The sequence below is a fragment of the Pseudomonas fluorescens Q2-87 genome (assembly GCF_000281895.1).
Classification (GTDB): domain Bacteria; phylum Pseudomonadota; class Gammaproteobacteria; order Pseudomonadales; family Pseudomonadaceae; genus Aquipseudomonas; species Aquipseudomonas fluorescens_S.
The window spans coordinates 1,719,381-1,743,778 of the sequence record NZ_CM001558.1 but is presented as its reverse complement, the minus strand read 5'-3'; the positions used below and the strand labels follow the sequence as shown (position 1 = coordinate 1,743,778).

General features: G+C 57.9%; 29 protein-coding genes and 2 pseudogenes. 12 read left to right on the top strand and 19 right to left on the bottom strand.

Translation table 11 applies throughout. The annotated features are described in order from the left end of the window. Window positions 1–82: 82 nt before the first annotated feature. The 6 genes from PFLQ2_RS19665 to PFLQ2_RS19695 form a co-directional block, all read right to left on the bottom strand. Complete coding sequence (locus tag PFLQ2_RS19665) at window positions 83–778, bottom strand: HAD-IA family hydrolase (protein ID WP_003179555.1); 696 nt, start codon at window positions 776–778, stop codon at window positions 83–85. 238 nt (window positions 779–1,016) lie between these two features. Continuing rightward, a complete protein-coding gene (locus PFLQ2_RS19670; RefSeq protein ID WP_003179553.1) occupies window positions 1,017–1,400 on the bottom strand; it encodes a hypothetical protein in 384 nt (127 codons plus the stop codon). A 91-nt stretch (window positions 1,401–1,491) separates the two neighbouring features. Next, on the bottom strand, window positions 1,492–1,698 hold the full coding sequence (locus PFLQ2_RS19675) for a hypothetical protein (protein ID WP_003179551.1): 207 nt from the start codon (window positions 1,696–1,698) through the stop codon (window positions 1,492–1,494). 59 nt (window positions 1,699–1,757) lie between these two features. Beyond that, on the bottom strand, window positions 1,758–1,970 hold the full coding sequence (locus PFLQ2_RS19680) for a hypothetical protein (RefSeq protein WP_003179549.1): 213 nt from the start codon (window positions 1,968–1,970) through the stop codon (window positions 1,758–1,760). A 177-nt stretch (window positions 1,971–2,147) separates the two neighbouring features. Beyond that, window positions 2,148–2,558, bottom strand: coding sequence for a glycine zipper domain-containing protein (locus tag PFLQ2_RS19685; RefSeq protein WP_003179547.1), 411 nt, complete (start codon window positions 2,556–2,558; stop codon window positions 2,148–2,150). A gap of 667 nt (window positions 2,559–3,225) precedes the next feature. Next, window positions 3,226–5,415, bottom strand: a complete 2,190-nt coding sequence (locus PFLQ2_RS19695; RefSeq protein WP_003179542.1) for a response regulator — start codon at window positions 5,413–5,415, stop codon at window positions 3,226–3,228. A gap of 565 nt (window positions 5,416–5,980) precedes the next feature. Between PFLQ2_RS19695 and PFLQ2_RS19700 the strand changes: the two genes are divergently transcribed. The 9 genes and pseudogenes from PFLQ2_RS19700 to tnpC all read left to right on the top strand — a co-directional run bounded on the left by PFLQ2_RS19700 (window position 5,981) and on the right by tnpC (window position 11,779). Then, window positions 5,981–6,241 carry a hypothetical protein gene (locus PFLQ2_RS19700; protein ID WP_003179535.1) on the top strand — a complete coding sequence of 87 codons (261 nt, stop codon included), beginning with the start codon at window positions 5,981–5,983 and terminating at the stop codon, window positions 6,239–6,241. Further along, on the top strand, window positions 6,238–6,978 hold the full coding sequence (locus PFLQ2_RS19705; RefSeq protein WP_003179526.1) for a Fic/DOC family protein: 741 nt from the start codon (window positions 6,238–6,240) through the stop codon (window positions 6,976–6,978). Before PFLQ2_RS19700 ends, PFLQ2_RS19705 begins: the two co-directional genes overlap by 4 nt. A 105-nt stretch (window positions 6,979–7,083) precedes the next feature. Beyond that, window positions 7,084–7,554, top strand: a pseudogene (locus tag PFLQ2_RS19710) (phytanoyl-CoA dioxygenase family protein); the annotation flags it as partial. 100 nt (window positions 7,555–7,654) lie between these two features. After that, a complete protein-coding gene (locus PFLQ2_RS19715) occupies window positions 7,655–8,710 on the top strand; it encodes an alpha/beta hydrolase family protein (RefSeq protein WP_003179523.1) in 1,056 nt (351 codons plus the stop codon). 36 nt (window positions 8,711–8,746) lie between these two features. Further along, a pseudogene (locus PFLQ2_RS30590) lies at window positions 8,747–8,932 on the top strand (glutamine amidotransferase); the annotation flags it as partial. 129 nt (window positions 8,933–9,061) lie between these two features. Next, window positions 9,062–9,412 (top strand): hypothetical protein, encoded by a 351-nt coding sequence (locus PFLQ2_RS19720; RefSeq protein ID WP_003179518.1) that lies wholly within the window; start codon window positions 9,062–9,064, stop codon window positions 9,410–9,412. Window positions 9,413–9,512: 100 nt separating this feature from the next. Continuing rightward, a complete protein-coding gene (gene tnpA / locus PFLQ2_RS28655) occupies window positions 9,513–9,839 on the top strand; it encodes an IS66-like element accessory protein TnpA (RefSeq protein WP_003177792.1) in 327 nt (108 codons plus the stop codon). Beyond that, the gene (tnpB, locus tag PFLQ2_RS29625; RefSeq protein ID WP_003177794.1) at window positions 9,836–10,171 is read left to right on the top strand and encodes an IS66 family insertion sequence element accessory protein TnpB; all 336 of its coding nucleotides are present in this window, start codon (window positions 9,836–9,838) and stop codon (window positions 10,169–10,171) included. The genes tnpA and tnpB overlap by 4 nt, the downstream gene beginning before the upstream one ends. A gap of 81 nt (window positions 10,172–10,252) precedes the next feature. Beyond that, window positions 10,253–11,779, top strand: a complete 1,527-nt coding sequence (gene tnpC / locus PFLQ2_RS19730) for an IS66 family transposase (protein ID WP_003177796.1) — start codon at window positions 10,253–10,255, stop codon at window positions 11,777–11,779. 436 nt (window positions 11,780–12,215) lie between these two features. On the opposite strand, the gene PFLQ2_RS19735 is transcribed toward tnpC, so the two are convergent. Further along, a complete protein-coding gene (locus PFLQ2_RS19735) occupies window positions 12,216–13,232 on the bottom strand; it encodes a sterol desaturase family protein (RefSeq protein ID WP_003179515.1) in 1,017 nt (338 codons plus the stop codon). Between the two features lie 37 nt (window positions 13,233–13,269). Further along, window positions 13,270–13,974 (bottom strand): HD domain-containing protein, encoded by a 705-nt coding sequence (locus PFLQ2_RS19740; protein WP_003179514.1) that lies wholly within the window; start codon window positions 13,972–13,974, stop codon window positions 13,270–13,272. Window positions 13,975–14,351: 377 nt separating this feature from the next. Between PFLQ2_RS19740 and PFLQ2_RS19745 the strand changes: the two genes are divergently transcribed. Beyond that, on the top strand, window positions 14,352–15,197 hold the full coding sequence (locus tag PFLQ2_RS19745) for a hypothetical protein (protein WP_033045951.1): 846 nt from the start codon (window positions 14,352–14,354) through the stop codon (window positions 15,195–15,197). 13 nt (window positions 15,198–15,210) lie between these two features. Here PFLQ2_RS19745 and dapF read toward each other — a convergent pair whose 3' ends face one another. From dapF to PFLQ2_RS19760, 3 genes are read right to left on the bottom strand one after another with little or no spacing between them, the layout of a single operon-like run. Beyond that, a complete protein-coding gene (dapF, locus tag PFLQ2_RS19750) occupies window positions 15,211–16,014 on the bottom strand; it encodes a diaminopimelate epimerase (RefSeq protein ID WP_003179511.1) in 804 nt (267 codons plus the stop codon). After that, window positions 16,005–16,370, bottom strand: a complete 366-nt coding sequence (locus PFLQ2_RS19755) for a VOC family protein (protein WP_033045950.1) — start codon at window positions 16,368–16,370, stop codon at window positions 16,005–16,007. The genes dapF and PFLQ2_RS19755 overlap by 10 nt, the downstream gene beginning before the upstream one ends. Window positions 16,371–16,390: 20 nt before the next feature. After that, window positions 16,391–17,197 carry a helix-turn-helix domain-containing protein gene (locus PFLQ2_RS19760; RefSeq protein WP_003179507.1) on the bottom strand — a complete coding sequence of 269 codons (807 nt, stop codon included), beginning with the start codon at window positions 17,195–17,197 and terminating at the stop codon, window positions 16,391–16,393. A 117-nt stretch (window positions 17,198–17,314) separates the two neighbouring features. Here PFLQ2_RS19760 and PFLQ2_RS27635 point away from each other — a divergent pair, with 117 nt between their 5' ends. Beyond that, entirely contained in the window at window positions 17,315–17,656 is a 342-nt protein-coding gene (locus tag PFLQ2_RS27635) for a hypothetical protein (protein WP_033045949.1), read from the top strand. Window positions 17,657–17,748: 92 nt separating this feature from the next. Here the strand turns inward: PFLQ2_RS27635 and PFLQ2_RS19765 are convergent, their stop codons facing one another. The 3 genes from PFLQ2_RS19765 to PFLQ2_RS27630 all read right to left on the bottom strand — a co-directional run bounded on the left by PFLQ2_RS19765 (window position 17,749) and on the right by PFLQ2_RS27630 (window position 19,436). Continuing rightward, a complete protein-coding gene (locus PFLQ2_RS19765) occupies window positions 17,749–18,150 on the bottom strand; it encodes a PaaI family thioesterase (protein ID WP_003179505.1) in 402 nt (133 codons plus the stop codon). Window positions 18,151–18,244: 94 nt separating this feature from the next. Further along, window positions 18,245–18,808, bottom strand: coding sequence for a GNAT family N-acetyltransferase (locus PFLQ2_RS19770; RefSeq protein ID WP_003179503.1), 564 nt, complete (start codon window positions 18,806–18,808; stop codon window positions 18,245–18,247). Window positions 18,809–18,854: 46 nt separating this feature from the next. Further along, the gene (locus PFLQ2_RS27630; protein WP_088021769.1) at window positions 18,855–19,436 is read right to left on the bottom strand and encodes a hypothetical protein; all 582 of its coding nucleotides are present in this window, start codon (window positions 19,434–19,436) and stop codon (window positions 18,855–18,857) included. Window positions 19,437–19,596: 160 nt separating this feature from the next. Between PFLQ2_RS27630 and PFLQ2_RS19775 the strand changes: the two genes are divergently transcribed. After that, the gene (locus PFLQ2_RS19775; protein WP_003179501.1) at window positions 19,597–20,559 is read left to right on the top strand and encodes a DMT family transporter; all 963 of its coding nucleotides are present in this window, start codon (window positions 19,597–19,599) and stop codon (window positions 20,557–20,559) included. A 17-nt stretch (window positions 20,560–20,576) separates the two neighbouring features. On the opposite strand, the gene PFLQ2_RS19780 is transcribed toward PFLQ2_RS19775, so the two are convergent. From PFLQ2_RS19780 to PFLQ2_RS19800, 5 genes are all read right to left on the bottom strand, one after another. Next, window positions 20,577–21,215 carry a helix-turn-helix domain-containing protein gene (locus tag PFLQ2_RS19780; protein ID WP_003179500.1) on the bottom strand — a complete coding sequence of 213 codons (639 nt, stop codon included), beginning with the start codon at window positions 21,213–21,215 and terminating at the stop codon, window positions 20,577–20,579. Next, window positions 21,212–21,544 (bottom strand): type II toxin-antitoxin system HigB family toxin, encoded by a 333-nt coding sequence (locus PFLQ2_RS19785; protein WP_003179499.1) that lies wholly within the window; start codon window positions 21,542–21,544, stop codon window positions 21,212–21,214. The genes PFLQ2_RS19780 and PFLQ2_RS19785 overlap by 4 nt, the downstream gene beginning before the upstream one ends. A gap of 154 nt (window positions 21,545–21,698) precedes the next feature. Next, on the bottom strand, window positions 21,699–22,655 hold the full coding sequence (locus PFLQ2_RS19790; protein ID WP_003179498.1) for a 2-hydroxyacid dehydrogenase: 957 nt from the start codon (window positions 22,653–22,655) through the stop codon (window positions 21,699–21,701). Between the two features lie 203 nt (window positions 22,656–22,858). Beyond that, complete coding sequence (locus PFLQ2_RS19795; protein ID WP_003179496.1) at window positions 22,859–23,617, bottom strand: SDR family oxidoreductase; 759 nt, start codon at window positions 23,615–23,617, stop codon at window positions 22,859–22,861. A gap of 41 nt (window positions 23,618–23,658) precedes the next feature. Further along, window positions 23,659–24,351 (bottom strand): fumarylacetoacetate hydrolase family protein, encoded by a 693-nt coding sequence (locus PFLQ2_RS19800; protein WP_003179494.1) that lies wholly within the window; start codon window positions 24,349–24,351, stop codon window positions 23,659–23,661. Window positions 24,352–24,398: the final 47 nt, after the last annotated feature.

The window sequence follows — 24,398 nt, the reverse complement described above, 5'->3', positions numbered from 1 at the left end:
TCCCGGCATGAAAAAGTCGGGTCACAGGGTCAACCCTGTGACGAGGGCGCTTGGTCCCGCAGGGCTGCACAGCAGCCCTTTTTCATGCCCACTCCAATTCCGGCAAGCCACAAAGGCCTGGCTGGAACATTTTCAGCGAACGGATGATGTTGTCGGCATGGGCATATTTTTCGTCAGCCATGGCCGGGTCCGGAATGGCGATGGCGGTCATGCCGGCAGCTTTCGCGGCCGTTACGCCGAACGGCGAGTCTTCGAACACCAGGCAATCGCGAGGCGCAACGCCCAGGCGCCGCGCAGCGGTAAGGAAGATGTCCGGCGCCGGCTTCGCCGCAGTGACTTCAGGGTCGTCCGCCGTCACGATGAAATCGAACAGTGCGAACCAGTCCCGGTGCAACGTGGTTTTAAGCGCAAACGACTGGCTCGACGAACTGGTCCCCACCGCTATCGGAACGCCGCTGGCCTTCAAGTGCCGCACCAGTTCTTCGGCGCCCGGCATCGCTAGCGCACGGGGAAAACGCTCGCGCATCAGCGGTTCACGTATGACCAGGAATTCCTCCGGCGTAATTGGCAGCTCCAGGGCCTGGACCACATATCGAGCCAGATCCCCGGCGCCGCGACCGATGATGTTCTGCTTGACGCTCCAGTCGAAGGTGCGACCGTAGCGCTCAGCGATGATCGAGGTGACCTCGGTATAGATGCCTTCGGTGTCCAGCAACAAGCCATCCATGTCGAAAATCACAGCCTTGATCGGGCCCAACTCTTTCAATGGTGCATTCATCGCATCTGATCCGTTATCAACACAACATTCCAGGAATGGCTCAGGTACGACCCGGGCATCTGTTTGCCTTAAAGGATTCAGCAGAATAGCGAGAGGGGGTTGGGACAGGCAATGGAAAATCGTTGGGCGGCTTGATTGGTGGGGCGAGGAAGCTGTTTTTTTGAGCAATGCTCCAGGGGAGTGCTTCGCCCTCCAGCGGGAGCGAACTCCCTCGCCACTTCAATGGGTCTGATTAAAGTTATTGGCCGGAACCGCCAGAGCCACCCGAGCCCGAACCGCCGCCGCTTGAGCCACCGCCGCTGTCGCTGGTTCCAGTGCCACCGTTGGTCGCCCCCCCAGCCGGGGCGCCGCCCATCGTGCTACCGCCACTGGTCGAACCGGTGCCTGTGCCCGGATTGGTGCTGCTGCCACTCGCATCGCCACCGTTACCACCCTGCACTGAACCTGGGGGCAAGGCGTTGCCGCTGGTGTCGGAGGTGGAACCGGCGTCCATCTGGGTTGAAGGCGGCATCCCGCCTTTGTCCACCGGCGGCGTGCTGTTTGAAGATTGTGCGAAAACAGCCATCGAACTGACCGAAAGAATCCCGGCCAGTGTCAGTGCTGTGAGGTTGGGTTTCATCATGGTGAGTCTCCTTTTCAAGGTACCTACCTGATGTGTGGCAAGCCTCGCTGGTCGATGGTGCCCCTCAATCGACAGGCGGCAACGCTGATGATCAACTCGGCTTACCGGACGCATCGTCCCCGGCAATGTCCGGATCATCCGGGGTCGCCTCGATATCCTCATCGTTCTCATTGGGTACTTGCTCCACACCGGCATCGTCATCGGGGGGAAGCTGGTCGCGACTCAGCGGGTTGGTCGGTGAGGGAAGCGGGTATTCCGGGGTTTCTTCGTCTTCGGGTGCGTGGGTTCCAGCTGTCATGACAGTCTCCTGATGTGCCTACATGAACAGAGCAGCAGAGGGTGTCAGCCTTGTCTTGCTCAATCGTAGGATTCGTCCTCGTCCTCAACCTCGATTTGCCCGACGTCTGCCGCGTCATCGGCGTCGTTCAGGGGAACCTGGGCATCGTCCATCAAGGAACCCGGATCCTCGTTGCCCGGGTCGTTGGGGCCAGGATCGGTGGGGCCAGGGTCATTGACGAAAGGAACACCCGTGGGGCCCTTCTCTTCCTTGCCTTCGGTTTCCGGCGTCATGGCACACCTCGCGTTGCTGATGGATGTATGAATTCGAGGCGGGGAAACAGTAAACGTTCCAGCTAAATGCCGAAGAACAAAGAACTCTGAAAATTTGATTTACGGGTGTTCGCCGTTACGGCGCGCAATAAACAAAAAACCCGGCACGAGGCCGGGTCTTTTCATTCAAGCATCGGCTTAACGATGCTTTCTCTTGTGCTTGTGCTTCTTGCCGCCGGAGTGGCTGTCGTTGTCATTGGACAGGTTGCTGCCCAACGCGCCGCCCGCTGCGCCGCCAACGCCTGCGCCGATGGTGGAGCCGGTGGAGCCGCCCAGACGGTTACCGACAATCGAACCACCTGCCGAACCCAGGCCGCCACCGATGGCCGCTTCCGTACGGCTGCCCTTGCGTGCCCCTACCGCGCTGCCGGCAGCACCGCCGACACCCGCGCCAATCGCAGCGCCTGTGCTGCCGCCCATTTGCTGGCCGACCACATTACCCAACACACCGCCCAGACCACCGCCGACCGCAGCGGTTCCGTCGCCGGCAGCCATCGCGCCCTGGGCAATCAACAACCCAAGTACCAAGGTGGACAAAGTCAAACGCATGATAGAAACCTCAAGAATGCCGCATTGGGGAAAAATGGCCAGTGCGCGCGGGCGCGAGTCTACGCCAAACGGCGTCAGCCATGACGGTTGGACAGCGAATAGGCGTTTTATTTTATGACAGGCAAAAAAAAGCCCGCTGGGGAAACGGGCAGGTACTGCTTTCTAACGGATGAGCTCAGACTACGTGCCGGCTTGTGAAAGAAACGTGAAAGACACCACCGTCTGAAAAAAGATGAAAAATATTTACGATCCATCCGCGTATCCGCCCGGATCCGGTCGAAAAAAAGCCCCGCTCAGTGACGGGGCTGCGCTTGCTGTACTTGCACATTATTTGCGGACCGGAACCCGGGGTAAAAACTTGGCTTTTTCCCCGCGCGACACTTTGGGTACCTTCGTCCTGATGGACTTGATCGGCTCGTCACCAAAGTCTGACCGGTAGGCCGACTGACCGCATTGCAACCCTTCGTTGATCGGATACGCGGCTCCGTTTTCCTCGCTGTACGGTGCTCCCATCGCTATTCCCCTATCGCCGAGGCCCATACCGGCAACAACCGATTGCCTGGAAATATCGGCCTTCACGAACTGAGACTAGCCGGTCATCAACAGACTGCCCGTTCAACAGACCCCAGCCCGACGAATGGAAGCCACTGTTTCAGAAAGGAAACACTCAATCAGAGCCCAATATCGTCCGGCTCAACACCCGCGAAACCTGATCAGCCGAATAAGGTTTGGACAAGAATTCAAAACCTTCATGGCCATTGCGGGCCAGCTCTTCGCTGTAGCCCGACGTCAGCACCACCGGCAGGTCCGCCCGGCGCTGGCGTAACTCCCTGGCCAGGGCGATACCGCTGATGCCCGGCATCACGACATCAGAAAATATCGCATCAAAGGCCATCGCATCCGGCCCGACCATTTCCAGCGCCTCTTCGGCATTGGTCGCCCAGGCCGTTTCATAGCCCAGGTCCTGGAGGATCTGGTTGGCAAAACGTCCCACCTCCAAATTGTCCTCCACGACCAACACCCGCCGCTTGCCCTTTTCCAGCACCAAGTGCGTGGTTTCTTCGGTGCCCGGCTCATGGATTTCCTCAGCCTCGACCTCCGGCAGGTACAAGGTGAACACTGTCCCCTCTCCCACCACGGTCGAAACATCGACATTGCCGCCGGACTGCTTGGCAAAACCGAAAACCTGGGACAGCCCCAATCCCGTGCCCTTGCCCACTTCCTTGGTGGTGAAAAAAGGCTCGAAGATGTGCTCCAGCACCTGCGAATCGATACCCGTGCCGGTGTCCGCCAACACAATGGCGGCGAAGGCCTGCCGGGCCCCGGCATGACCGCGAATCGGCGGCAGGCCATCACCGCACTGAAGCCGAAGCCATAACGTGCCCTGTCCGTTCATGGCATCACGGGCATTCAGGGCCATGTTGATCAGGGCCGTTTCGAACTGGCTCAAATCCGCGCGGATGTAACAAGGTCGGCCGCACAATTCGACGACCACCTCGATCCGCGCTCCCGTAACGGTTTGCAGCATGTCCCCCAGGCTCTGCACCTGCTTACCCACTTCGAAGACTTCCGGTTTCAGCGGCTGGCGCCGGGCAAACGCCAACAACTGGCTGGTCAGCTTGGCGGCGCGCTCCACCGTCTCGGAAACCGCCGTCATGTAGCGCTGCCGGCGCTCGTCGGAAAGATTGGGCATGCGTAAAAAATCGACCGAAGAGCGGATGATCGTCAGCAGATTATTGAAGTCATGGGCCACGCCGCCAGTGAGCTGACCGATGGCTTCAAGCTTTTGCGACTGGCGCAGCGCCGCTTCCGTCTGCTTCAGCCGTGTGGTGCGCTCCTCGACCCGCTCCTCCAGCGTCGCGTTCAGTTCGGCCAGGGCCGCCAGGCCTTCGCGGACTGCCGCGTCCGCCCGGGTACGCTCGATGTGGGCCCAGGATCGCTCCGTGACTTCCAGCAACAACGCCAGATCATTGGATGACCAGACCCTCGGCGTTTTGTCGTGGATCGCCATCAGTGCGGTCAAACGCCCGTTTTTGATCAGCGGGACACAAATTGTCGCCGCGATGCCAATCGCCTGGAACGTCGCGGCTTCCTCGGGCGCCAACTCCGCGAGGTTGTCGTTGACCACCAACGGTTTACCGGCCCGCAGGTTGGCCACCGCCAGCCGACCGAAATCGGCCAGCCGGTAGTGCCCGATGATACTGGGGGAGCCGACCCTGGCCCAATCGCCGCGAATCGTGAAGCCATCCTCGTCCTCATCCATGTCTGCATAGGCGCAGTTGGACAGGTTCAGGTGTGCCGCCAGGATTCGCGTGGTGGTCGCCATGATCGCCAACGGGTCGGTAGCGGTCGCCACGGCATTGCCGATGGCATCGAGCACTGCCAGGCGCTGGGTCATGAACACCGTCGAGGTGGTTTCGGTGACAGTGTCCAGCATGCCCACGACCTTGCCGAACTGGTCGCGAATCGGGCTGTAGCAGAAGGTAAAATAAGCCTGTTCCGGGCCGCCGCCACGTTCGATGACCAGGGGAAAGTTTTCGATGTAGGTTGCTTGCCCGTTGAATGCTTCCTGCACAATCGGACCGATGTCGCTCCAAGCCTCCTGCCAGACCTCATTAAACGGCCGGCCCAACGCCTCGGGCTTATTGCCGAGGATTGGCAGAAACGCATCGTTGTACAACGTGGTCAGCTCCGGCCCCCACACAATCGCCTGGGGAAAATGGGAAGCAAGGCTCAGCGCCACGGTGGTTTTCAACACATCGGGCCACTCTTTCGGCTGCCCGAGCGGGGTAGCGTTCCAGTCATGGCGGCGGACCCGCTCGGCCATTTCTCCGTAGCTCTGGAGCCAGTCTGTCATGCGATCGATCCTTCTGCCGCCAAAACAATCAGGGGAAAAGCTTGTGACCTCAAGCCAGGCCGTATTATCCCGCGCTTGATGGGAATACGCGATTGGATTGTGGGATGCGCCCGTCTGCAAATGGGGGCGAAAAGCAGAAAAGGGAGGTTGGGCTACAGAAATGTCGTACACATCATTGGGAGCTGCATCCCGCTGCGTGATGGGTGTGACGTGATGTAATTGCCCGACGATTGGATGCGGCACCGGCAGGTTCCACTCTATAAGCCTGCTAGCCGACAATCTGTGGCGAGGGAGCTTGCTCCCGCTGGGCTGCGCAGCGGCCCCTTTTGTGAGCGCTTCGCACTGGAGCGCCAGCCCGGTCAAGCGGGAGCAAGCTCCTTCGCGACGGGCTCATCGGCATCTTAAGAACACAGAGTTACGACGGTACCACGACATTTTGAAACGCCAGGGCCACTGATCTATACAGCACACCACGGACGTCGTTTTACCCATAGCCCGTGCATAGCCCGTGGAGACAGAAAAACAGCCTCATGCTATGGTTTGGTCGTAAGTAGAGGACTTTCCAATGACCCAAACAGGTACTGCTAGCGTTGCGACTCAGGTCCGAAAGCTTGCAAAAGCCCACAATATCACTGCTGAACTTGACGGTATGAGCCGTATGGCTGCGACCATCACTCGTCTGGCTGGGGATGTCGTCGAGCTGGATGGCATCGAACAGTTGCTCGTCAATCTCAAGAGAAAGGGCGTCCTGAGTAAATCACAGATCCTGACACTCCAAGGCGAGTACCTTCAGGAGAAAAGACGCGCCAAGAAACGTAGCGCATGAGTTTTGATCCGTTCGGTGATTTCGAAACCGCAGGGTATCTTCAAAATTCATTACGACTGAAAGATCCTATTGAGGTAAAAGAATCTGAGCATCTTTCCTTCGAGGCAAGTATCGAAGATGCTCTTGCTTATCTAGCGAAAAGGAGACCCATTACCTTCCAGACGGTGCTCAAAGTTCACAAGATTTTATTTTCTGGCTTTTATCCTTGGGCGGGGAAAGATCGAAACGAGCTAGTACCTCACCTGGCCGTCTTCAAAGGATTCCATAACGACCCCCGCAGCACAGCTTTCGAGCGCCCGGAACTCATCAAGAGGTCTGTCGATTATGCACTTCAACTGGCGGCCGATAAGAAACACTTCAGAGAGCATCCTGGTGAGGTGATGGGTCAACTGGCTTTCGCGCACCCCTTTCTTGACGGCAATGGACGTACGATTCTATTAGTCTTCATAGAGCTCTGTTATCGAGCCAAGTTCGCTATCGATTGGTCAAAAACAAACAAAGACGATTACCTACGAGCGCTCAGCGATGAGATCCGAGAGCCTGGCCAAGGGCATCTTGACAACTACCTGAAACCATTCAGAGTAGCCATATCCAGCCGTGACGAGTGGCCGGAAACCATCAGTGGCATCAGAGGCCTAGATGGGCTGGACAAAGAAGACATCACGTACGAAAGCTTGGACAACCCAGAAGTCCAGAAAATGTATAAAACACACAGGGTAAAGCCTCTCGACCTTTAGCCTTCTACATGCCGGAAGTACGAAATGCTTGAGGTAACACCTTCCGCGACATTGCAGGCCGACAGCTTCTGGATGGCAATCCGGTAACTGTATTTCGTCTACCCAGTACTGACGGTGGCAGGTGAGTTGATCGGCGAACGGTTCTTCCTCTCCCATGTGGAAGGCCGCGAGCCCCTTGCCAATGGCGGCCAACAACAACTGCACCGCGATCTGTCGGCCCAACGACCAGGCGACATCGCAACTGCCCTGGCTTTTTTCGACGATTACGGCCCCGAGAACGGCGCGACACGGATCGTCCCCGGCAGCCATCGACCTGAGCCGGACGCCCCCTTCGACTTCCATGACGAATCAAGCGCCGTACAGCTTTCAGGCTCTGCCGGTGACATTCTGGTGTTCGATGTCGATCTGGTGCACGCGGGCAGCCTGAACGTGATCGGCGCACGCCGTCGCTCCATTCTGATCAGTTATTTCTCCGAGTCGCTCTATGCGTCACACCTGGAAACCGTGGCGCTGCGCAATATTCGTATGGACACCAGCGACCGATTCGCCCCCCCGGAGTTTGCTTTCGCAGGCTAGGATCTTTGATCGATGAAAGTTGTGCGCAACGGTTCGAATCTGAGTTTTAATGCCCGTGCTTATCGACAGCCCCATTCGTCTAATCAAGGAAGAAACGACATTGAAAACAGCTTTCGGCGCCCTGTTGTTGGCTTGCCTGACGACCACCGCATTCGCTGACGCAAACCCTATCGGTTTCCAATCCTCCACACTGCCGGATCCAAACAATGGCCGCGCACTGGAGATGGTCGTTTGGTACCCCAGCGCAACGACCGAATCCCCGCAACTGATCGCCGATAACGTGGTGTTTGTCGGCGCCGCTGCCGTGCGTAACGCGCCGCCCACTGCCGGCGAACATCCATTGGTGGTGCTCTCCCACGGCTACAGGGGCAACTGGAGCAACCAGATCTGGCTGGCCAGTTCGTTGGCCCAGAAGGGTTACATCGTCGCCGCCATCAACCACCCAGGCAGTACCACCCATGACCGCAGCTCCCAAGCAGCGGCGCAGTTATGGCAGCGGCCCGTTGACCTGCGCCGAGCCATCGATGCAGTCACGACCCAACCTGAAAAATTTGGCCGGGTCGCCAATGGCCGAATTGCAGCCGTGGGCCATTCACTCGGCGGCTGGACTGCCCTGGAGATCGCCGGTGCTCGCTTCGACCCGGAGCGCTTCGCCCAAGACTGTAAAACCCACCCGCAGCTAGCCAGCTGCACCGTTTACGAACAGATGAACCCCGCCAGCACCGCTGAATCAAAGGCCGAACTGGCCGCCGATTGGCGCGATAAACGCGTTACTGCGGTGGTGACATTGGACCTCGGCCTTTCACGGGGCATGACCGATAAAAGCTTGGCCGCGCTGCCTATCCCCGCCCTGGTGATCGCTGCCGGTGTGCCGTCACGAGAGCTCCCCGCTGAGTTGGAATCTGCGAACCTGGCCAAGCGCCTGCCCTCGGCGTTGAGCCGTTACATCGAGATCAACGACGCAAGCCATTTCAGCTTCATGTCGATGTGCAAACCTGGTGCGCAGGGCATGCTCGAAGAGGAGGTGCCGGGCGATGGCATCATTTGTCAGGACGGTGATGGCGGTCGTGCTCGCGGGCTGATTCAGCAGCAAGTTGCATTGCTGATAGCGGAGTTTCTGGCGCAATCCCCTGCAGACAAAAAAGACAGTTTGTAACGGGTGGTACTGACTCGCTGCGGCTTAACGAAAATGCCGTACATGGTCGTCGCCATTGGTGGAATGGTCTGGGAACATGCAGAAGCGCCTGATATTTGCGATTTCCTCCAGGCCAGGCGATCAAGTGGAGCGACAGTTGCCTGCGCAGTGTTCGAAGGTGCCGGGTTATCTTCGGAAATCATTGCTCAGTTCAGGTCGATGTTGGCAGCGGAACATGAATGATTGCTTCGTCCGGCAAAAACAGCTGATCGTGAAAAGTAATGCTGTCTTCTTTTTCTCTGGATATGTCACTTTTCCAATCGTTTCCGACTTAACTATCCTACGCCTCCACTCCAAACGGAATTCGCCAAGATGTATCTGCGTTCAAGCGTGTTGTGCCTGTGCCTTTTCAGCAGCCTGAGCCAGGCCGCTGTTAACTGTTCGGCCCTGGCGGAAAAAATCTCCGGAACGGTGCCTGAGTTTCACCCGTCGGTACAAGGCAAGGTCATTGGCACCGGACGCCTGCATTTTCACGAAGCGCCGGATGAAGCCTGTGCCAATAAAAAGATTTTCGTAGTTCCCGGCGATTCCCTCACCGTTTACTCCAGCCTTGAAGACGAATCATGGCTGGAGGTGAACTTCATCGCCAAGAGCGGCGACGACTATACAGGCTGGGTAAAGGCTGATCGGGTCGAGATTGGCGTACCTTACGGAGCACCGTAACCGTCTGGGCAACACATCTTCCTGATGCCATCGCTTAAGGCGATGGTGTCCACCTAAATTTAAGTGGACACCATTTTTTAGCCTTTTTAAGCGGACGCCCATGCCACAAGAACGTCGTTCCTATTCCAAATCCTTCAAGGCCCAAGTCATTGCCGAATGTGCGCAGCCTGACACCTCGATTGCCAATGTCGCTTTGACCCACAACCTCAACGCCAATCTAGTCCATAAATGGATTCGGGTGCATGCGCAGAAAACTCTGGCGCTGCAAACCGCCTTCATCCCGGTCAAGGCAGCGCCAGCGGTGCATCAAGTCCTTTCTGCCACGATTAGGATCGAAGTGCCTCATTCAAAAGGCGTAGTTGTGGTGAGTTGGCCGACAGAAAATGCAGCGTCGTGTTCCGCTTTCCTACGAGACCTGCTTCGATGATCCGCGTCGACTCCATCTGGCTCGCCACCGAGCCCATGGACATGCGCGCCGGCACTGAAACCGCGCTGGCGCGAGTTGTCGCGGTGTTCGGTGCGGCGAAGCCGCACTGTGCCTATCTGTTCGCCAACCGCCGCGCCAATCGCATGAAAGTGCTGGTGCATGACGGCGTGGGGATTTGGCTTGCCGCCCGGCGTTTGAATCAAGGACGCTTCTTCTGGCCGGGTGTGCGACACGGCTCAGAAGTTGAGTTGGATGCCGAGCAACTTCAGGCCCTGGTGCTCGGTTTACCTTGGCAGCGCGTCGGTGCAGGCGGAATCATCTCGATGCTTTAAGACCTGCCATGGCGCGCTTGCCAGCGCAATTGGCCCATCAGTCTGTCGCAGCCATGTGCCCTCTCTGGCAAAATCGGCGGTATGACTTCGCATCCGAATCTCGATCAATTAAACCCTGAAGAACTGCGAGCCTTGGCGGCGCAGTTGATCCAGCGCGTCGAGACGATGGACAAGCAAATTACTCATCACAAGTCGGTCAACGAGAAGCTGGCCCACGAGATCGCGCTGCTCAAACGCTTCAAGTTTGCCAAGCGCAGCGAGCAGCTAAGTCCGGATCAAGCCAGCTTGCTCGACGACTTGATCGACACCGATATCGCCGCCATCGAAGCTGAGCTTGAAGCACTGCAACCCGTGTCTGTCGAAGCCAAAATGCGCCAGCAGCCCAAGCGCGCTGCGCTGCCACCGCAGTTCCCTCGCACTCTGATCCATCACGAACCGGAAAACAGCCACTGCCAATGCGGCTGCGCCCTCAAGCGTATCGGCGAAGATGCCAGCGAAAAGCTCGACTACACACCGGGCGTTTTCACGGTCGAGCGCCATATCCGTGGAAAATGGGCCTGCGAGCAGTGCGAAACACTGATCCAGGCGCCGGTACCGGCGCACGTCATCGACAAAGGCATCCCGACGGCGGGCCTGCTGGCCCACGTCATGGTGGCCAAGTTTGCCGACCATCTGCCGCTGTATCGGCAGGAGAAAATCTTCGGCCGCGCCGGACTGCCTATTGCTCGCTCGACCTTGGCGCAATGGGTGGGCAACTGCGGCGTGCAATTACAGCCGCTGGTTGATGCGCTGCGCGAAGCCGTGCTGACGCACGGCGTCGTCCACGCCGACGAGACGCCGGTACAAATGCTGATGCCTGGCGCTAAGAAAACTCACCGCGCTTATGTCTGGGCCTATGCCACCAGCCAGTTCTGCGATCTGGCAGCAGTCGTTTATGACTTCAGTCCGAGCCGTGCTGGCGAACATGCCCGAGCCTTCCTTGGCCACTGGAACGGCAAGCTAGTCTGCGACGACTTCGCTGGCTACAAGGCAGGCTTTGAACTGGGCGTCACGGAGATCGGCTGCATGGCCCATGCACGCCGCAAGTTCTTCGACTTGCACGCGACCAACAAAAGCCAGATCGCCGAAAAAGCGCTGCACTACATCGGGGCCTTGTACGAAGTAGAACGAGAAGTCCGCGAGCTGGAACCGGGTGTCCGACAGCGAATACGGCAGGAAAAAGCAGCGCCTATTATCGACGCACTTCATACCTGGATGATCGCCCAGAGGCAGCTTGTGCCTGAGGGATCGGCCATCGCCAAGGCATTGGATTACAGCCTCAAACGCTGGATAGCGCTAACGCGTTATCTCGATGACGGTGCTGTACCCATCGATAATAACTGGTGCGAGAATCAAATTCGGCCGTGGGCTCTTGGTCGCTCGAACTGGCTGTTCGCGGGCTCGTTACGCAGTGGTAAACGTGCCGCAGCGATCATGAGTTTGATCCAGTCGGCGCGGCTCAACGGGCATGATCCGTATGCGTATTTGAAGGATGTTCTTACACGCCTGCCGACGCAGCGGGCGAGTGAGATTACCGAGCTGTTGCCGCACAGGTGGGTGCCCGTTTAATCACGCAAGGTGTGTTGGGCGGACGCTTACGGAGCACCAGCGGACGGTGCCGACGAGACGCCAGCGGGTGGTGCCCAATAATTCAAAATGGGCGTCCCCCTTTCATTTTTGAAGCGCAGGAGAAACGATGACGAACTCGCCAGAAGGGAGCGCTCTGTTCCCGGCCAGCACACACAGCGACCTCGACGTGGCTGATGGCAGGGGTTTCGCCGCCTGGGCTGACTTCAGTTTATAAACCTGCCGGCCAACAATCCCGTGGCGAGGGAGCTTGCTCCCGCTGCGTTATGCGACGCGCGCATCTAAAGGGCTGCTACGCAGCCCAGCGGGAGCAAGCTCCCTCGCCACGGGTTATCGTTTGCTGGAGTCGTAGGATTACGACCTTGGAAACGCCAGCAACCACACCGCCTGCGATTCAACACGAACCGGGGGTTTTCCTTTACAACCAGCCAACCCTGCGCCCACGTTTCTCCAGCAGCTTGCGAGCGATTTCGATAAACGGCGTGGCGATCAATCCGTAAACCGTCAGGTACCGATGGTGGTCCTGCTCACCGGTGCCAAAACGCAGCAGCTCAGGCTGTGAACGGGTGACATAGAGTGTCCGGAACATCCAGTCCCACAGCGACAGGTTGATGCCGAAATTGCGGTTGAAATGCCGAGGCGCGTCGCTGTGGTGGATCTGGTGTTGTGCCGGACTGTTGAGCAGGTGCTCAACCACAGGGCCAAATGACAGCCAGACATGGGTATGCCGCAGATTGGCCGCCAGGCTATTGAAGATGACCACCAGGTAGGTCACACCGAACAGCGTGTAGCCACTGACCTCCCCGCCGCAGACATACCAGAAACTTCCCGCGAAGAGCCCCACACTGGCGGTGATGCCAAGCGTCTCGACGATTTTCTCGACGAAGTGCACTCGGCTCGCAGTGGCTGGCACCAACACCGGCGCCGAATGATGAACCTTGTGAAACGCCCAGAGCCAACGCGAGTGAAAAGCGCGATGCACCCAGTAGTGAGCGAAATCCTTCATCAGGAACACCCCCAGCCCATAGGCCAATGCGAGGGAAAAATTCGTCCCCAGACGCGGGCGAGCGCCCCAAAGATTGCTGAAAAAAGCCAGGTAATCCCCTGAGCGAAAAATGTATGGATCAACCAGATGAACGATGGGCAGCACCAAGACGAATTTGAGAATGGCGCGCACGAAGAAATAGCGGTAATCCAGCAGTGCCGAACGATGCAAATGCACCTGGCGGCCACCGATGAACTGCCAAAACGAACCCGCGTCAGTCAGCCCCCGATGTTGTCTGAACCGGAACAGGCCATAGGCGACGCTGTAGGACGCGCAGAGAAACAGGATCCCAAAGCGGCCGTTCAGGTTGAAAATGCCGAAGAACTGATCGGTGATGGGTTCGATGACCCATTGGATCAGGCGTTGATAGACAAGGGAAAAAGCATCCACGGAATGCCGGCCTCCAGCGAAGGAGTGGCATTGTAGATCAGCGCGGCTGGGGTGGGTTTGGGTTTATGCTGGCACAATCGCTATTCCAGCTTGGTGCTCCGATCTCCTCCATGAAGTCATTTAGAAAACTATTGAGACGCGCATGCCTAACTGCCGCCAACCGAGCACCTTCGGCTGTTTGGAACCCTGAAGCGAGTTTGAGTAATTTCGTGTGGAAATGCTCAATGGTGAAACGTTTGTCTTGATAATCTCTGCCTACGGCACTGGGGTTTTTAACGTCATACAGCGCGGAGCCCATTCGCCCAGAAACGTAGAAGCAGCGTGCGACCCCTACCATTCCGATGGCGTCTAGTCGGTCACTGTCCTGAAGAATTTTGGCTTCAAGGGTCAGGGGTTCGAAACCAGCTGAGAAGCTGTGGGTTTTTACCGCGTGAGCAACTAGCTCAATTCGCGACGTAGACCAACTCATGCGTTCCAAAATAGAGGCGGCTTTCTTGGCCGAAAGCGTTGATGCTTGCGCCCGTAATGGAGAGCTTTTCTCGACTGCCACGCAATCATGCAAAATGGTTGCTGCAAGCAATGCTTCTAAGTCCCCACCTTCTTTTTCCTGTAGCCGCCGAACATTGATCCATACTCGATGGATATGGGAAAGATCGTGAGAGCCGTCCGTGCTGTCCTCGGGTAGAAATGCGAGCAAATCGGACGCTAGGCTCTGGTAAGGAAAAAATGGCTCATCAATCATTTCAAACTCCAGGGGTATCTGTCCTTGAGGCTCTAAACCAAGCTCCACTCACTCGATCAGCCATCAAATCAACCTACCCACAACCCTCGAATTCCACAACGCCCGGTACTGCTCCCGCCAGCCCGGCTCTTATCCAACCACTCCAACGTCGCTTCGATACTGTCAGGGCTGATGATGAAGTGATTGATGTGCTCCTCGATCCGCTCTTGCGATAAACGCAGCGAATCCAAGTAGCCATTGCTTTGCTGGGGGTTTCCTCAGCGTCATTCGTGTCAGTACGCGCTGATCCGATTGCTGGGATTGAGCGCACTCAAGTAACGCCTGGTAGTCCCGTTGTCACTGTACAATCGTCCCGCCTTTTTTCAATGGATCTGAATATGCCTCGCTCGACAAGCATGCTGCTCCAGCCGTTACTGCTTAGCATCGTTTTATCGTTGGTCGGCTGCGATGCAACACACCCCTCCCCCAGGACAGACGTGCAACGAGCAGCCTATTTCCGGCAGACGACTCTGTACCAATTCAATGCTGTTTTGGCCCGCGCCGCACAGGCTGCCAATCGTCACGACTGGATAGGCGAACAGACACTACGAGTAAAGATAAATCGCAAGAACGAATTACTCAGTTGTACAGCCGAAGCCGACCCCAAATTACCTCCAGGACGCTTCCCGGATAACGCCAAGTTGGCCGCACTCGTTGAAAAGGTTTGCTGGGATATCATCCTGCCTTCTGCAGGCGCCGAGACGTTCGCGAGCGCGACAGCTGAAGAAGTGGAACTGGTCCAATTGCTTATTTTTTCCAGTCCGTCGCAAATACCTGAATCGGATCGACTTCGACACAGGCAGGCGCGCGTTGAGATGGAGCAAAGCGATTTTGTCTGGCAGCAAACCTTTGCTCAGGAATCCCTTGATAGTATCGGGGTAGCGACTTTCAGGGGCTGGGCCGATCCGCAAGGACGTGTGTTGGATTGCCTGGCTGAACTTGACCTTAGCTTTCTCCAGCCGGAAGCGTTCAAACCCGATCCCGACTTGCAGCGACGCCTCACCGAGCGATGCAAGAAAATGGACATGGGGCGGGTAGCAGGCTTTACGATTCCGAGAAATTATCCGACCGAATTTTATATAACCGTTGAGTACACGCCCTGGAAAGGAGGCTCCAAAAAGGCTGTGTCTCCCCCCAGAGAACCGTTGAGTAGACGGGCCTTAAGGCAGCGGCACCAGGGTTGATACCCATGCCAACTCAACCCTGGCTCATCGTCCCCGAAAAGCTCGCCTGCACCGGGCCGATAAGAAAGACTTTGTCCACGCCGTTCCAGTGAACCGTCACACACCCGCCATCACATTCAACCTCAACGGTGTTGTCCAACAAGCCACGACGTACTCCATTAACAACCGCGCCACACGAACAGGACCCCGAACCCAGCGCAATCCCCGCCCCGCGCTCCCATATGCGCAACCGAATATGCTTGCGGTCAATGATCTGGACGAAATGAACGTTGGTCTTGAGAGGGAATAGCGGGTTGGTTTCGATGGCCGGGCCGATCGTCGCGATATCAATGCTGGCCAGATCATCGACAAAAAAGGTGCAGTGGGGATTTCCCATGCTGCAAGCGGCTGGACTGCCCACGAGTGGCAAGGCAGCGGTGTCGAGCTCTTGTGCCAGGGGGACGTCCGACCAGCCGAAAAGCGGCACGCCCATCTCGACGCAAATGTCGCCGGTTGGGGTACGTTCGCATGTGAGCAAACCACGGTTAGTGCGCAGCTTTACCGAAGTAACATTTGCTTCGCGCATCAGCCTATCCGCCGCCCCCCGCGTCGCACTGCCGCAAACATCCAGCGCGGAGCCATCTGCATTCCAGAACATCACACGCGCATCGGCATCGTCGCAATCGAGCAATACCGCGAGTTGGTTGAAGCCCACACCCCGGTTCCGATCCCCCATTCGCTGGGCCATGGCACTCGTCACCGGGTTGGCCGAATGTCGCGAATCGACAATAACGAAGTCATCGCCATTGGCATGCATCTTTTGAAAGTTCAGCTGCATGCAAACGCCCTGCTGGAGATGGAAATGGAATTACCGTCGGGGTCTTTGGCGTTGGCGAAAGAGTAACCGTCCGCCCTGTGCGTAGCGCCAAACCTCAGGCCTTGGGCCAGGCATTTGGCCTTGAAACCCTCGACGTCCTGGAGATCAAAGACAAGCTTTACGGTGACTTGTCCTGTTTTAACGGCCTTACCTGCCGGGTGAACCATCAGGATCGCGCCGCCGTTTGCAGGGCTCAATTCGGTGACGCGGTCATCGGTTTTTCGTTGACTGGTAAAACCGAAATGACGCTCATAAAAATCGCAGGTCGCTTGAACGTCCCGGACATACAACATGATTCGATTGAGTGACGGCTGCATGTGTTCTTCCTTGATCATTATTAGTGTTGTGCCTGCTCATATGCCTTAGTCATCACCTCCCAGGTCTTCGCGTCGGCAGGAATCAGATGTTCGATACGCAATGAGCTCATCGTGATGTCGAGCGGCATGCCGAAAGTTGTGAACGTTGACATGAACTTCAGCTCACCGTGGGGAGACTCGACTCGTGTCAGCAACAGCGGAGGCAGCTCGTTGACCAGCGCCGCAGAGCTGTGTGGGGCCGGCAGGCTCTTCAGAATCTCTGCCAACGCAGGATTACTCAAGGCTTCCCGAGATGCCCGTTGCCAGGCCACTGATCTTATTTCCTCGGCGTTACTCAAATGGTCGCCCAAGCCACCGGGTTGCAGCAGTGTCGCCAAGAGGTTGAGCCCATCGGGCGCATCCCTGGCAAGACCCACCAGATCGAACAGAACACCCGCGCTAGTGTTGGCTGCAAGGATGTCCCATTGGGCACCCAGAACAATCGCCGGAGCGGGGTTATTGGCGTGAAGTACATGATTAATGGCATCACGTACCACTTCCATTGACGACGACGTGAGCGGCGTCGTTTCGTAGCGAGGGGCATAACCACTGGCGATGAAGATGTCGTTGCATCGCTCCAAAGGTACATCCAGGGCAGTCAACAAGTTATGCAAAGTGCCAGGGCTTGGCTTGGCGCGCCCCGTCTCGATGCAACTAAGGTGACGCTGAGATAACCCTGTTATCAGTGCACAGTCCAACTGACTCAGCCCGGCCTGTTGGCGCAAGTGACGCAGTTGCGCACCGGCCGAGGTTGGTGGCGTTGTTCGAGAAAAAGGTCGACTGGTCATCCGTTGACTCTGGCATTGCGGGTGAGTGGCGTCCATGACCTCAGAGGTCATTGAAACCATGACGGTCAAATCACTAGCCTACCTCTATTGACCAATGAACGAGTCCAAGGAGGTAGAGTGAAAAGACCCTACGTTGCACTTGTCGCGCTCCTACTTTTTTCAATTTACACGGCGAGTATTGTGTTTCTCGCCGAGCAATCGCTCCTGGAATTCGGCGTCAGGCTCATGTCCAGCCCGGACACCGCGCAGGTAGTCATCGACCTTTATCTGCTCGCTAGCATGGCGTGCATCTGGATGTACCGGGACACACGTTCGAAAGGCAGGTCGCTCACATCGTTGCTGCCTTACTTCCTGATCACGGCGATCTTCGTATCAATCGGTCCACTGTTGTACATCGTCGTTAACGGATTTGGACGTCAATCGCCGGTGACAGGTACTCATGAATCCCCACCTCCTTAAGCAACGCACCGCAGAGGACGATACAACTCAAGACCATCAACGAGCATCACTTTCGGATCTCCCTGACGCATCTGGGCCAGTTCAGCCTCCACCTAGCTGAGCACCAGAAAAGATGCACTGGCTCGAACCACGCGTTCCTCTCCAGCGCTGATATAGGTATTGGCAAACACCAATCGACTACCGGTTTTTTGAATATCTACGGCAGCCTCCAACCAATCGCCGATCTTAGCGGAGCCAGCGAAATCAGTAGTCATCGTGGTCGTCACGAGCTTAAGAGGCGGATCTTTCGAGAACGCAGCGTTGTAGCCCAGCGCGATATCAGCCAGCGCCATGAACAATCCTCCGTGAGCGATTCCACGCGCATTGGTGTGTTTCTCCTCTACCCGAATCCCAACGGTAAAACCTTCGGAGTTTTCCCGATAATAAAAGGGACCTAGTAAGTCAAAAAAAGGGCTACTACGAAATAACGGCCTGAAACCCTGTGGAATATCCATTTCACATTCCTTTACCCGTTAACCCGACAGATAGATCCTGACGACGACCGTGGTGAATTGTCGTTCACAGGCGACTTGACCCATTTGATGCTGCTCAATTCGATTCCAACGCGGTCTTTTTCTCAAGCCAATTCCCACGCGTCATTTCCCAGATATCCTTAAGCAACGACCCACAGACAAACTCCCCCTGCTGCGTCCCGATCAGGCGCATCCCTTCATATTCCGAAACCCTGCGTGAAGCCTGGTTGCCCACCGCCTTGGGCACTTGCATGACCGGGCGCTTCAGCGCTTCAAACCAATAGGCATTGATCACTTCACAAGCCTCGCGCATGTAGCCCTGTCGCTGCCATTGCGGCGCCAACCAGAAACCCCGGTGATTGCCAGGCTGGTCGTACAGGCTGATGCTGCCGATGCTCTGTGTCGGGGCTTCGGCGATGCGGATCATCCAGTGCCACTCGCGCCCGGCCGCAATAGCCGGGAGCGCATGGTCGCGCACGTACGTCAGCGCGCCGTCATCCGGATAAGGCCAAGGCACGCGACTGTCCAGGTAACGAACCACTTCCCAGTGGGGGAATAATCGTTGAATCGCCGGTGCGTCCGTCAGCTCAAGGGGCGTGAGGATGAGCCGGCGGGTTTGGAAGGTGGGGATGGGGCTCATGATGAAGCTCCTTTCCAATCGTTATGGGGTCCTTGGAACCTCAACGCTATAAGTTATCCGTCGCCCTGCACAATTTGCTGTCCTTCAAGGATGAAGAGGGACGCTCTGCTGTTCCCACGTGCAATTGCTGGAGAGTCACCCCGCATTTGAAACGCCCCACAGCATCCAGTTGGTAGTCCATCCCCGCCTTAGGGACAAAGCTGAACATGTTGTAGCATTGAGCACCGATGTAATGAAAAGCGATGGGCTGCCCGGCAGGCACCAGCAACTCAGTCATTACCGTGGAAGATGAGTGTTTGTCGACAGCTGGCATGCCCAGGCTCTCGCCGTTGCGATTGGCGTAGCCATCACGAAACGTCACCATGACCCCGGCGCCCGGCAGGCGGAAATCCACGCAATCGGACTTGGGTACGGCCCTGATCATGCCGTCGCTGATCACCCGCAAACGCGCTGTCTCGCCACCGTCAGGCGTCGAGTAAGGGGTGGAGAAAGAGCGGACATCCGACAGCGCTCCGCATCCGGTGAGCAGCGTCAGTAAGGTGAGGCTCCAGGTATGTCGCAGGGCGCGGGACGTCTTGCGCGGGCAAATGTTGACTGGAAAGTTGAGGCGGCGCGGCGAGTGGCTCACGATGATGCTCCATGCGGGTCAGATATCCTGGGCCAACAACGGTCGAGAGGAACGCGATGCCAGCGCCAGATTTTATAGAGGATTCGCAGACTTGCTGCAATGGCGGTACTGAACCAGGACGGTTACTCGCCAATGGCCGGTATATCGAGGCGCACGCCTGATGGTCCAGTCCCACCACTCAAACATCATCGCCGGATTGGCCCTCGCCGTCGTCGCCACGCTGAGCTGGGCGCTGAACTTCATCGCGCCCTACGTCACCGGCGCCTACACGATCTATGACTTGATGATCGTGCGTTTTCTTATTGCCGGTACGTTGGGCATGGGGGTCGTACTGCTATATCGGGCCCAACTTCGGCTCTTACACCGCGACCAGGTATTTTTGGCCGCAGGCCTGGGCGTTACTGGCTACCTCGGCTATAGCGCCTGCATCGCCGCCGGCATTATCTTCGGCGGGCCAGTACTGACCCCGGCTTTTATTGGAATGGTGCCGGTCTTGCTGGCACTGCTGGGCAACGCCACGGCCAAGACCCTTCAATGGCGCAAACTGGCGATCCCGCTGTTTTTCTTGACGGGTGGGCTGGTGCTGTCAAATCTCGGCGCGATTCGTCAACCCGTTGCAAGCGATGGTTCCTGGCTGATGGGTGTGTTGTTCTCAATCGGTGCCGTGGTCTTGTGGCTCGCGTTCAGTTGGGTGAACCAGCGCGCCTTGCTAAAGCTACCGTCCCAGGCGTCAGGCGCATGGACCGGCCTCATGATGGCTGGCGCCGGATTCGGCACCTTGTGCTTGTTACCGGCGGTACAAGCGCTCAACCTGCTCAAACTGCCGAGCCTGGGCTTTAGTATTTCCGTCGCTGGACATTTATATCTCTGGGGTTTCGTGATTGCGCTGATGTCATCCGTTGGCGGAGCCTGGGCTTGGAACGCCGCGTCCCGACGCCTGCCCATGGTGCTTTCCGGGCAGTTGATTGCCCTGGAGTCGCTATTCGCGACGTTGCTTGGCTTGTGGTTTCAAGGTCGGCTGCCGACACTTTTGGAGGTGTCAGGTCTTGCTGCTGTGCTTGTTGGGGTGAGCATGGGGGTGCGGATCATTCTGGCAACGCGTGACTCGACAACCGACCCTTGAAGCTTGATCAGCAAGATCTACCCCTTGTCCGGTTCCTTGGCTGTCTTCCCGCGGCCCTTCGAAGCCACTACTTTGTATTCACCGGCGCCGGTCTCCTTCACTGACTGTGCAGTTATAGGGTCGCTGCGATAACGGTAATACGTTGAGGCTTTCCTGACGGGAAGATGAACTGTTTCGACAGGAGCCGATTTCGCTGGCCCTGCGGACAAGAAAGCACTCGGCTCCATCGCAAACCGCTCCGCCAACGCGTAGGCCATCTTGTGACTGATAGGCCGATCCCCACTGAGCACTTTGGACACCGCCGTTTTATCACCGATTTCAGGGAGATCCGAACCGGTAAGTCCGAGTGTCTCCATCAAATCCTTGATCAACTGCACAGGGGTGCAGCTCGCCTCCAAAGCGGCGTTCGATTCGCGGAATTGCTCGGAGTCGCGCTGGTAAGCCAGCATCTCTTCCTCAAGCTCAACGAGAATTTTCTCCTCAGTCTTGCTCAGTTCGCGCCCGTCGGTGAGTTCATCGAGCAGGCTGGTCGCGCGTTCGTAATCGGCAGGGGTCTTGATGCCATGCACAAACTCACCGCGCAAGCGCTCCAGCACCGCGTGCAACTCGCCAAGCGTTGCGATCACGGCTTGAAGGTCATTCCGGGCTGCGCTCATCGTTTTACCCCTTTGTTGCTTGCGTACCAGGCGTTGGCTACGTCGTAATCGGCATGCGTATAGATGTGTTTGACGTAGAACTTCTGCCGGGTGAAGTTGACGCCGCCTATCACCCTGAGGTTATTGCCGCCTACATCGATCACCACCCAATGCGCTGCGGCTCTGGGTTTGAACAAGTCGATACCGTGCGCCCCAAAAAGCTTTTGCAGGTCCGCGAACACTTTGGGGCGAGCCATCCTCAAAATACGCAGGCAACGATCAAGCCCAGCCTTGTCGTTCGGGTACAAAATCGCAGCGTCGTCAAAACGTGATGGCGTGAGTATATCCATGGGCTTCCCTGTCTTTGAGCCGATGGTACTCTGGTTGTGTTTTTTCACAACTTCCGTATTGTAACCACGTCGCAACATGGCTCCCGCCCGGATATGCCTGACGCAGTGCACGGCCACTTCAAGGAAGCGTCACATCCCTGAAGCAGCCCGGCATTCACCCCGTCACACACCCCTGCGCCACCCTTCCCGCAAAACTATCCAACAAACTCGCCACCACCATTTCCCCCATCCGCGTGCGGGTCTGCAACGTTGCGCTCGCGCGGTGCGGTTGCAGGACCACCTGCTCGTTGCCAAACAAGGCCTGGGGCACGTTCGGTTCGTCGACAAACACATCCAGCGCCGCACCGGCGATGTCACCGGCGGTGAGTGCAGCCACGAGGTCGGCCTCGTTGACCAATTTGCCCCGGGCCACGTTGATCAGATAGCCGCCCTTGCCCAAGGCCTCCAGCACCTCGGCATCGATGATGGCTTCAGCCTTGTCAGCGGCCGCCGCGAGGATCAGGGCGTCGCTGTCGCGGGCCAGTTGCCTGAGATCGGCGACGAAGGTGTGGCTCACGTCGTCCATGGGTTGCAGGTCGGTGTAGCTGATCGGGCAACCGAATGCGGCGGCTCGGGTGGCGACGGCGCGGCCGACCCGGCCCATGCCGACGATGCCGATGCGCATGCCGGACACCTGGCGGGCCAAGGGCAGCGGTGCCAGCGGGGTCGGGCTGTGGGGCCATTGGCCTGAGCGCACATAGCGATCACCGGTGCACAAGCCACGGCACACGGCAATCAATAAGCCGATGGCCAGGTCGGCGACGTCTTCGGTCAGCGCGCCGATGGTGGCCGTGACGCGGATGCCGCGATCACGGGCGTAGGCCAGGTCCACCGCATCGGTGCCCACGCCGTTGACGGCCACCACTTCCAGTTTCGGCAATTGCGCCATGAGCGCCTGGCTGATGCCGGTATGCCCGCCGGTGATCACGCCACGAATGTTGGCGCCATGTTCCTGCACATAGGCAGGCTTGTCGGCCTGTTCGAAATAGCGCCGCACCGTGAACAGCTCGTTGAGCCGGGCGTTGATTTCAGGGATCAGGATCGGGCTGAGTTGCAAGACTTCTGGCTTCATATGGACCTCATAACGAAATAAGAAAAACCGGTTCAAGCGCGATGGTGCTCACTCGAGGCTGGCTTGAATTCCCGTGGCGAGGGAGCTTGCTCCCGCTGGGCTGCGTAGCGGCCCCGGTTCTTTTTATGAGCGCTTCGCACTCAAGCGGGAGCAAGCTCCCTCGCCACGAATGCATATCCTCAAAAAATGAACAGCACGCAGGCTCAACCGCGGCCGGCAAACGGCATGGCGGTGGCCATGACGGTCATGTTCAGGACGTTGGCCGACAGCGGCAGGCCGGCGATGTAGCGCACGGCATCGGCCACGTGCTTGACGTCCACCATTGGCTCCACCGCGATGGTGCCGTTGGCCTGGCGCACGCCCTTGGTCATGCGCACGGACATCTCAGTCAGGGCGTTGCCGATGTCGATCTGGCTGCAAGCGATGTTGTATTCGCGCCCGTCCAGGGCCAGGGATTTGGTCAGTCCCAGCACTGCGTGTTTGCTGGCGGTGTAGGCGCTGCTGAACGGCCGTGGAGTGTGGGCCGAGATCGAACCGTTATTGATGATCCGGCCACCTTGGGGCTGTTGCCGGCGCATCAGGCCGAAGGCGCCACGGGCACAGAGGAAAACACCGTTGAGGTTGGTGTCGATCACGTTTCGCCATTGCTCGAACGTCAGTTCATCCAGCGGCACGGCGGGGGCATTGATGCCGGCGTTGTTGAACACGACGTCGAGGCGCCCATAGACCTCTGCAATGGTTGCAAACAGCGCATCGACACTGACCGGGTCACGCACATCCGTGGGCACTGCCAGGGCCTCGCGCCCATCCACAGCGGCCAATTCGACCAATGCCTGCAAGGGCTCTGGCCGGCGACCGGCCAATACCAGCGTGTAGCCATCTTCCATCAGGCCGAGGGCCACCGCACGGCCGATCCCGCTGCCGGCGCCGGTCACCAAAGCCACTTTCAAGGTGTTGGACATGTGTTCCTTCCTTTCTCAAATCAACAAGACAAACGCCGGGTTCAAGGTCGCTGACCGACGCGCATTTCTAATTGGCCGATGCCGTCGATGCCGGCCGTAATGACGTCGCCCGGCTGCAGTAAATCGACCCCTGCCGGACTGCCGGTCATGATCAGGTCGCCGGCCCGCAGCGCCACCGATTGGGAGATGCGGGCGATCATTTCACTGACCGACCAGATCTGGCTGTCGAGGCTGTCGCGCTGGCGTTCTTCGCCGTTGACGTTCAGCCACAGCTCCCCGTCAGGGTGCCCTGCCCGGGAAACCGGCACGATGGCGGTCATGGGTGCGGCGCCGTCGAACACCTTGGCGCCTTCCCACGGCAAACCGTTGCGCTTGGCCAGGCGCTGGACGTCGCGCCGGGTCAGGTCGAGGCCGGCGGCGTAGCCCCAGACATAGGCCAGCGCCTGGCTTTCCGGAATGTTGGCGCCGCCCTCGCCGATGGCGACGACCAGCTCGATTTCGTGCACGAACTCCTCCGTCACCGACGGAAACGCCACCTCACCGATCGCGTCCACGACGCAGCTGGCAGGTTTCATGAAGAACACCGGCGGCACTCGGGATTCGCCCTGGGTATCAGGCCATGGGTAGTTGCGACCAACACAGAAGACCCGGCCGACGGGAAAGCGCTGTTGGGTGCCAATCACTGGCAGGGTCACTGGCAGGTCCGGGGTAAAGACGTACTCGGTCATGTTCATCCTGGTCTAAGTCCTGTTGGAAGCGTCAGCGTACGGCGGCAACCTTT

Excerpts from the sequence above, each read along its gene's own strand:
- PFLQ2_RS19720 (WP_003179518.1), top strand. The coding sequence starts at position 9,062 with ATGTATCTGCGTTCAAGCGTGTTGTGCCTGTGCCTTTTCAGCAGCCTG.
- PFLQ2_RS19800 (WP_003179494.1), bottom strand. The coding sequence starts at position 24,351 with ATGAACATGACCGAGTACGTCTTTACCCCGGACCTGCCAGTGACCCTG.
- PFLQ2_RS19760 (WP_003179507.1), bottom strand. The coding sequence starts at position 17,197 with ATGACCAGTCGACCTTTTTCTCGAACAACGCCACCAACCTCGGCCGGT.
- PFLQ2_RS19765 (WP_003179505.1), bottom strand. The coding sequence starts at position 18,150 with ATGGATATTCCACAGGGTTTCAGGCCGTTATTTCGTAGTAGCCCTTTT.
- PFLQ2_RS19675 (WP_003179551.1), bottom strand. The coding sequence starts at position 1,698 with ATGACAGCTGGAACCCACGCACCCGAAGACGAAGAAACCCCGGAATAC.
- PFLQ2_RS19790 (WP_003179498.1), bottom strand. The coding sequence starts at position 22,655 with ATGAAGCCAGAAGTCTTGCAACTCAGCCCGATCCTGATCCCTGAAATC.
- PFLQ2_RS19705 (WP_003179526.1), top strand. The coding sequence starts at position 6,238 with ATGAGTTTTGATCCGTTCGGTGATTTCGAAACCGCAGGGTATCTTCAA.
- PFLQ2_RS19680 (WP_003179549.1), bottom strand. The coding sequence starts at position 1,970 with ATGACGCCGGAAACCGAAGGCAAGGAAGAGAAGGGCCCCACGGGTGTT.
- tnpB (WP_003177794.1), top strand. The coding sequence starts at position 9,836 with ATGATCCGCGTCGACTCCATCTGGCTCGCCACCGAGCCCATGGACATG.
- PFLQ2_RS19775 (WP_003179501.1), top strand. The coding sequence starts at position 19,597 with ATGGTCCAGTCCCACCACTCAAACATCATCGCCGGATTGGCCCTCGCC.
- PFLQ2_RS19780 (WP_003179500.1), bottom strand. The coding sequence starts at position 21,215 with ATGAGCGCAGCCCGGAATGACCTTCAAGCCGTGATCGCAACGCTTGGC.
- PFLQ2_RS19785 (WP_003179499.1), bottom strand. The coding sequence starts at position 21,544 with ATGGATATACTCACGCCATCACGTTTTGACGACGCTGCGATTTTGTAC.
- PFLQ2_RS19695 (WP_003179542.1), bottom strand. The coding sequence starts at position 5,415 with ATGACAGACTGGCTCCAGAGCTACGGAGAAATGGCCGAGCGGGTCCGC.
- PFLQ2_RS19685 (WP_003179547.1), bottom strand. The coding sequence starts at position 2,558 with ATGCGTTTGACTTTGTCCACCTTGGTACTTGGGTTGTTGATTGCCCAG.
- tnpC (WP_003177796.1), top strand. The coding sequence starts at position 10,253 with ATGACTTCGCATCCGAATCTCGATCAATTAAACCCTGAAGAACTGCGA.
- PFLQ2_RS19740 (WP_003179514.1), bottom strand. The coding sequence starts at position 13,974 with ATGATTGATGAGCCATTTTTTCCTTACCAGAGCCTAGCGTCCGATTTG.
- tnpA (WP_003177792.1), top strand. The coding sequence starts at position 9,513 with ATGCCACAAGAACGTCGTTCCTATTCCAAATCCTTCAAGGCCCAAGTC.
- PFLQ2_RS19700 (WP_003179535.1), top strand. The coding sequence starts at position 5,981 with ATGACCCAAACAGGTACTGCTAGCGTTGCGACTCAGGTCCGAAAGCTT.
- dapF (WP_003179511.1), bottom strand. The coding sequence starts at position 16,014 with ATGCAGCTGAACTTTCAAAAGATGCATGCCAATGGCGATGACTTCGTT.
- PFLQ2_RS19755 (WP_033045950.1), bottom strand. The coding sequence starts at position 16,370 with ATGCAGCCGTCACTCAATCGAATCATGTTGTATGTCCGGGACGTTCAA.
- PFLQ2_RS19745 (WP_033045951.1), top strand. The coding sequence starts at position 14,352 with ATGCCTCGCTCGACAAGCATGCTGCTCCAGCCGTTACTGCTTAGCATC.
- PFLQ2_RS19670 (WP_003179553.1), bottom strand. The coding sequence starts at position 1,400 with ATGATGAAACCCAACCTCACAGCACTGACACTGGCCGGGATTCTTTCG.
- PFLQ2_RS19665 (WP_003179555.1), bottom strand. The coding sequence starts at position 778 with ATGAATGCACCATTGAAAGAGTTGGGCCCGATCAAGGCTGTGATTTTC.
- PFLQ2_RS19770 (WP_003179503.1), bottom strand. The coding sequence starts at position 18,808 with ATGAGCCCCATCCCCACCTTCCAAACCCGCCGGCTCATCCTCACGCCC.
- PFLQ2_RS19795 (WP_003179496.1), bottom strand. The coding sequence starts at position 23,617 with ATGTCCAACACCTTGAAAGTGGCTTTGGTGACCGGCGCCGGCAGCGGG.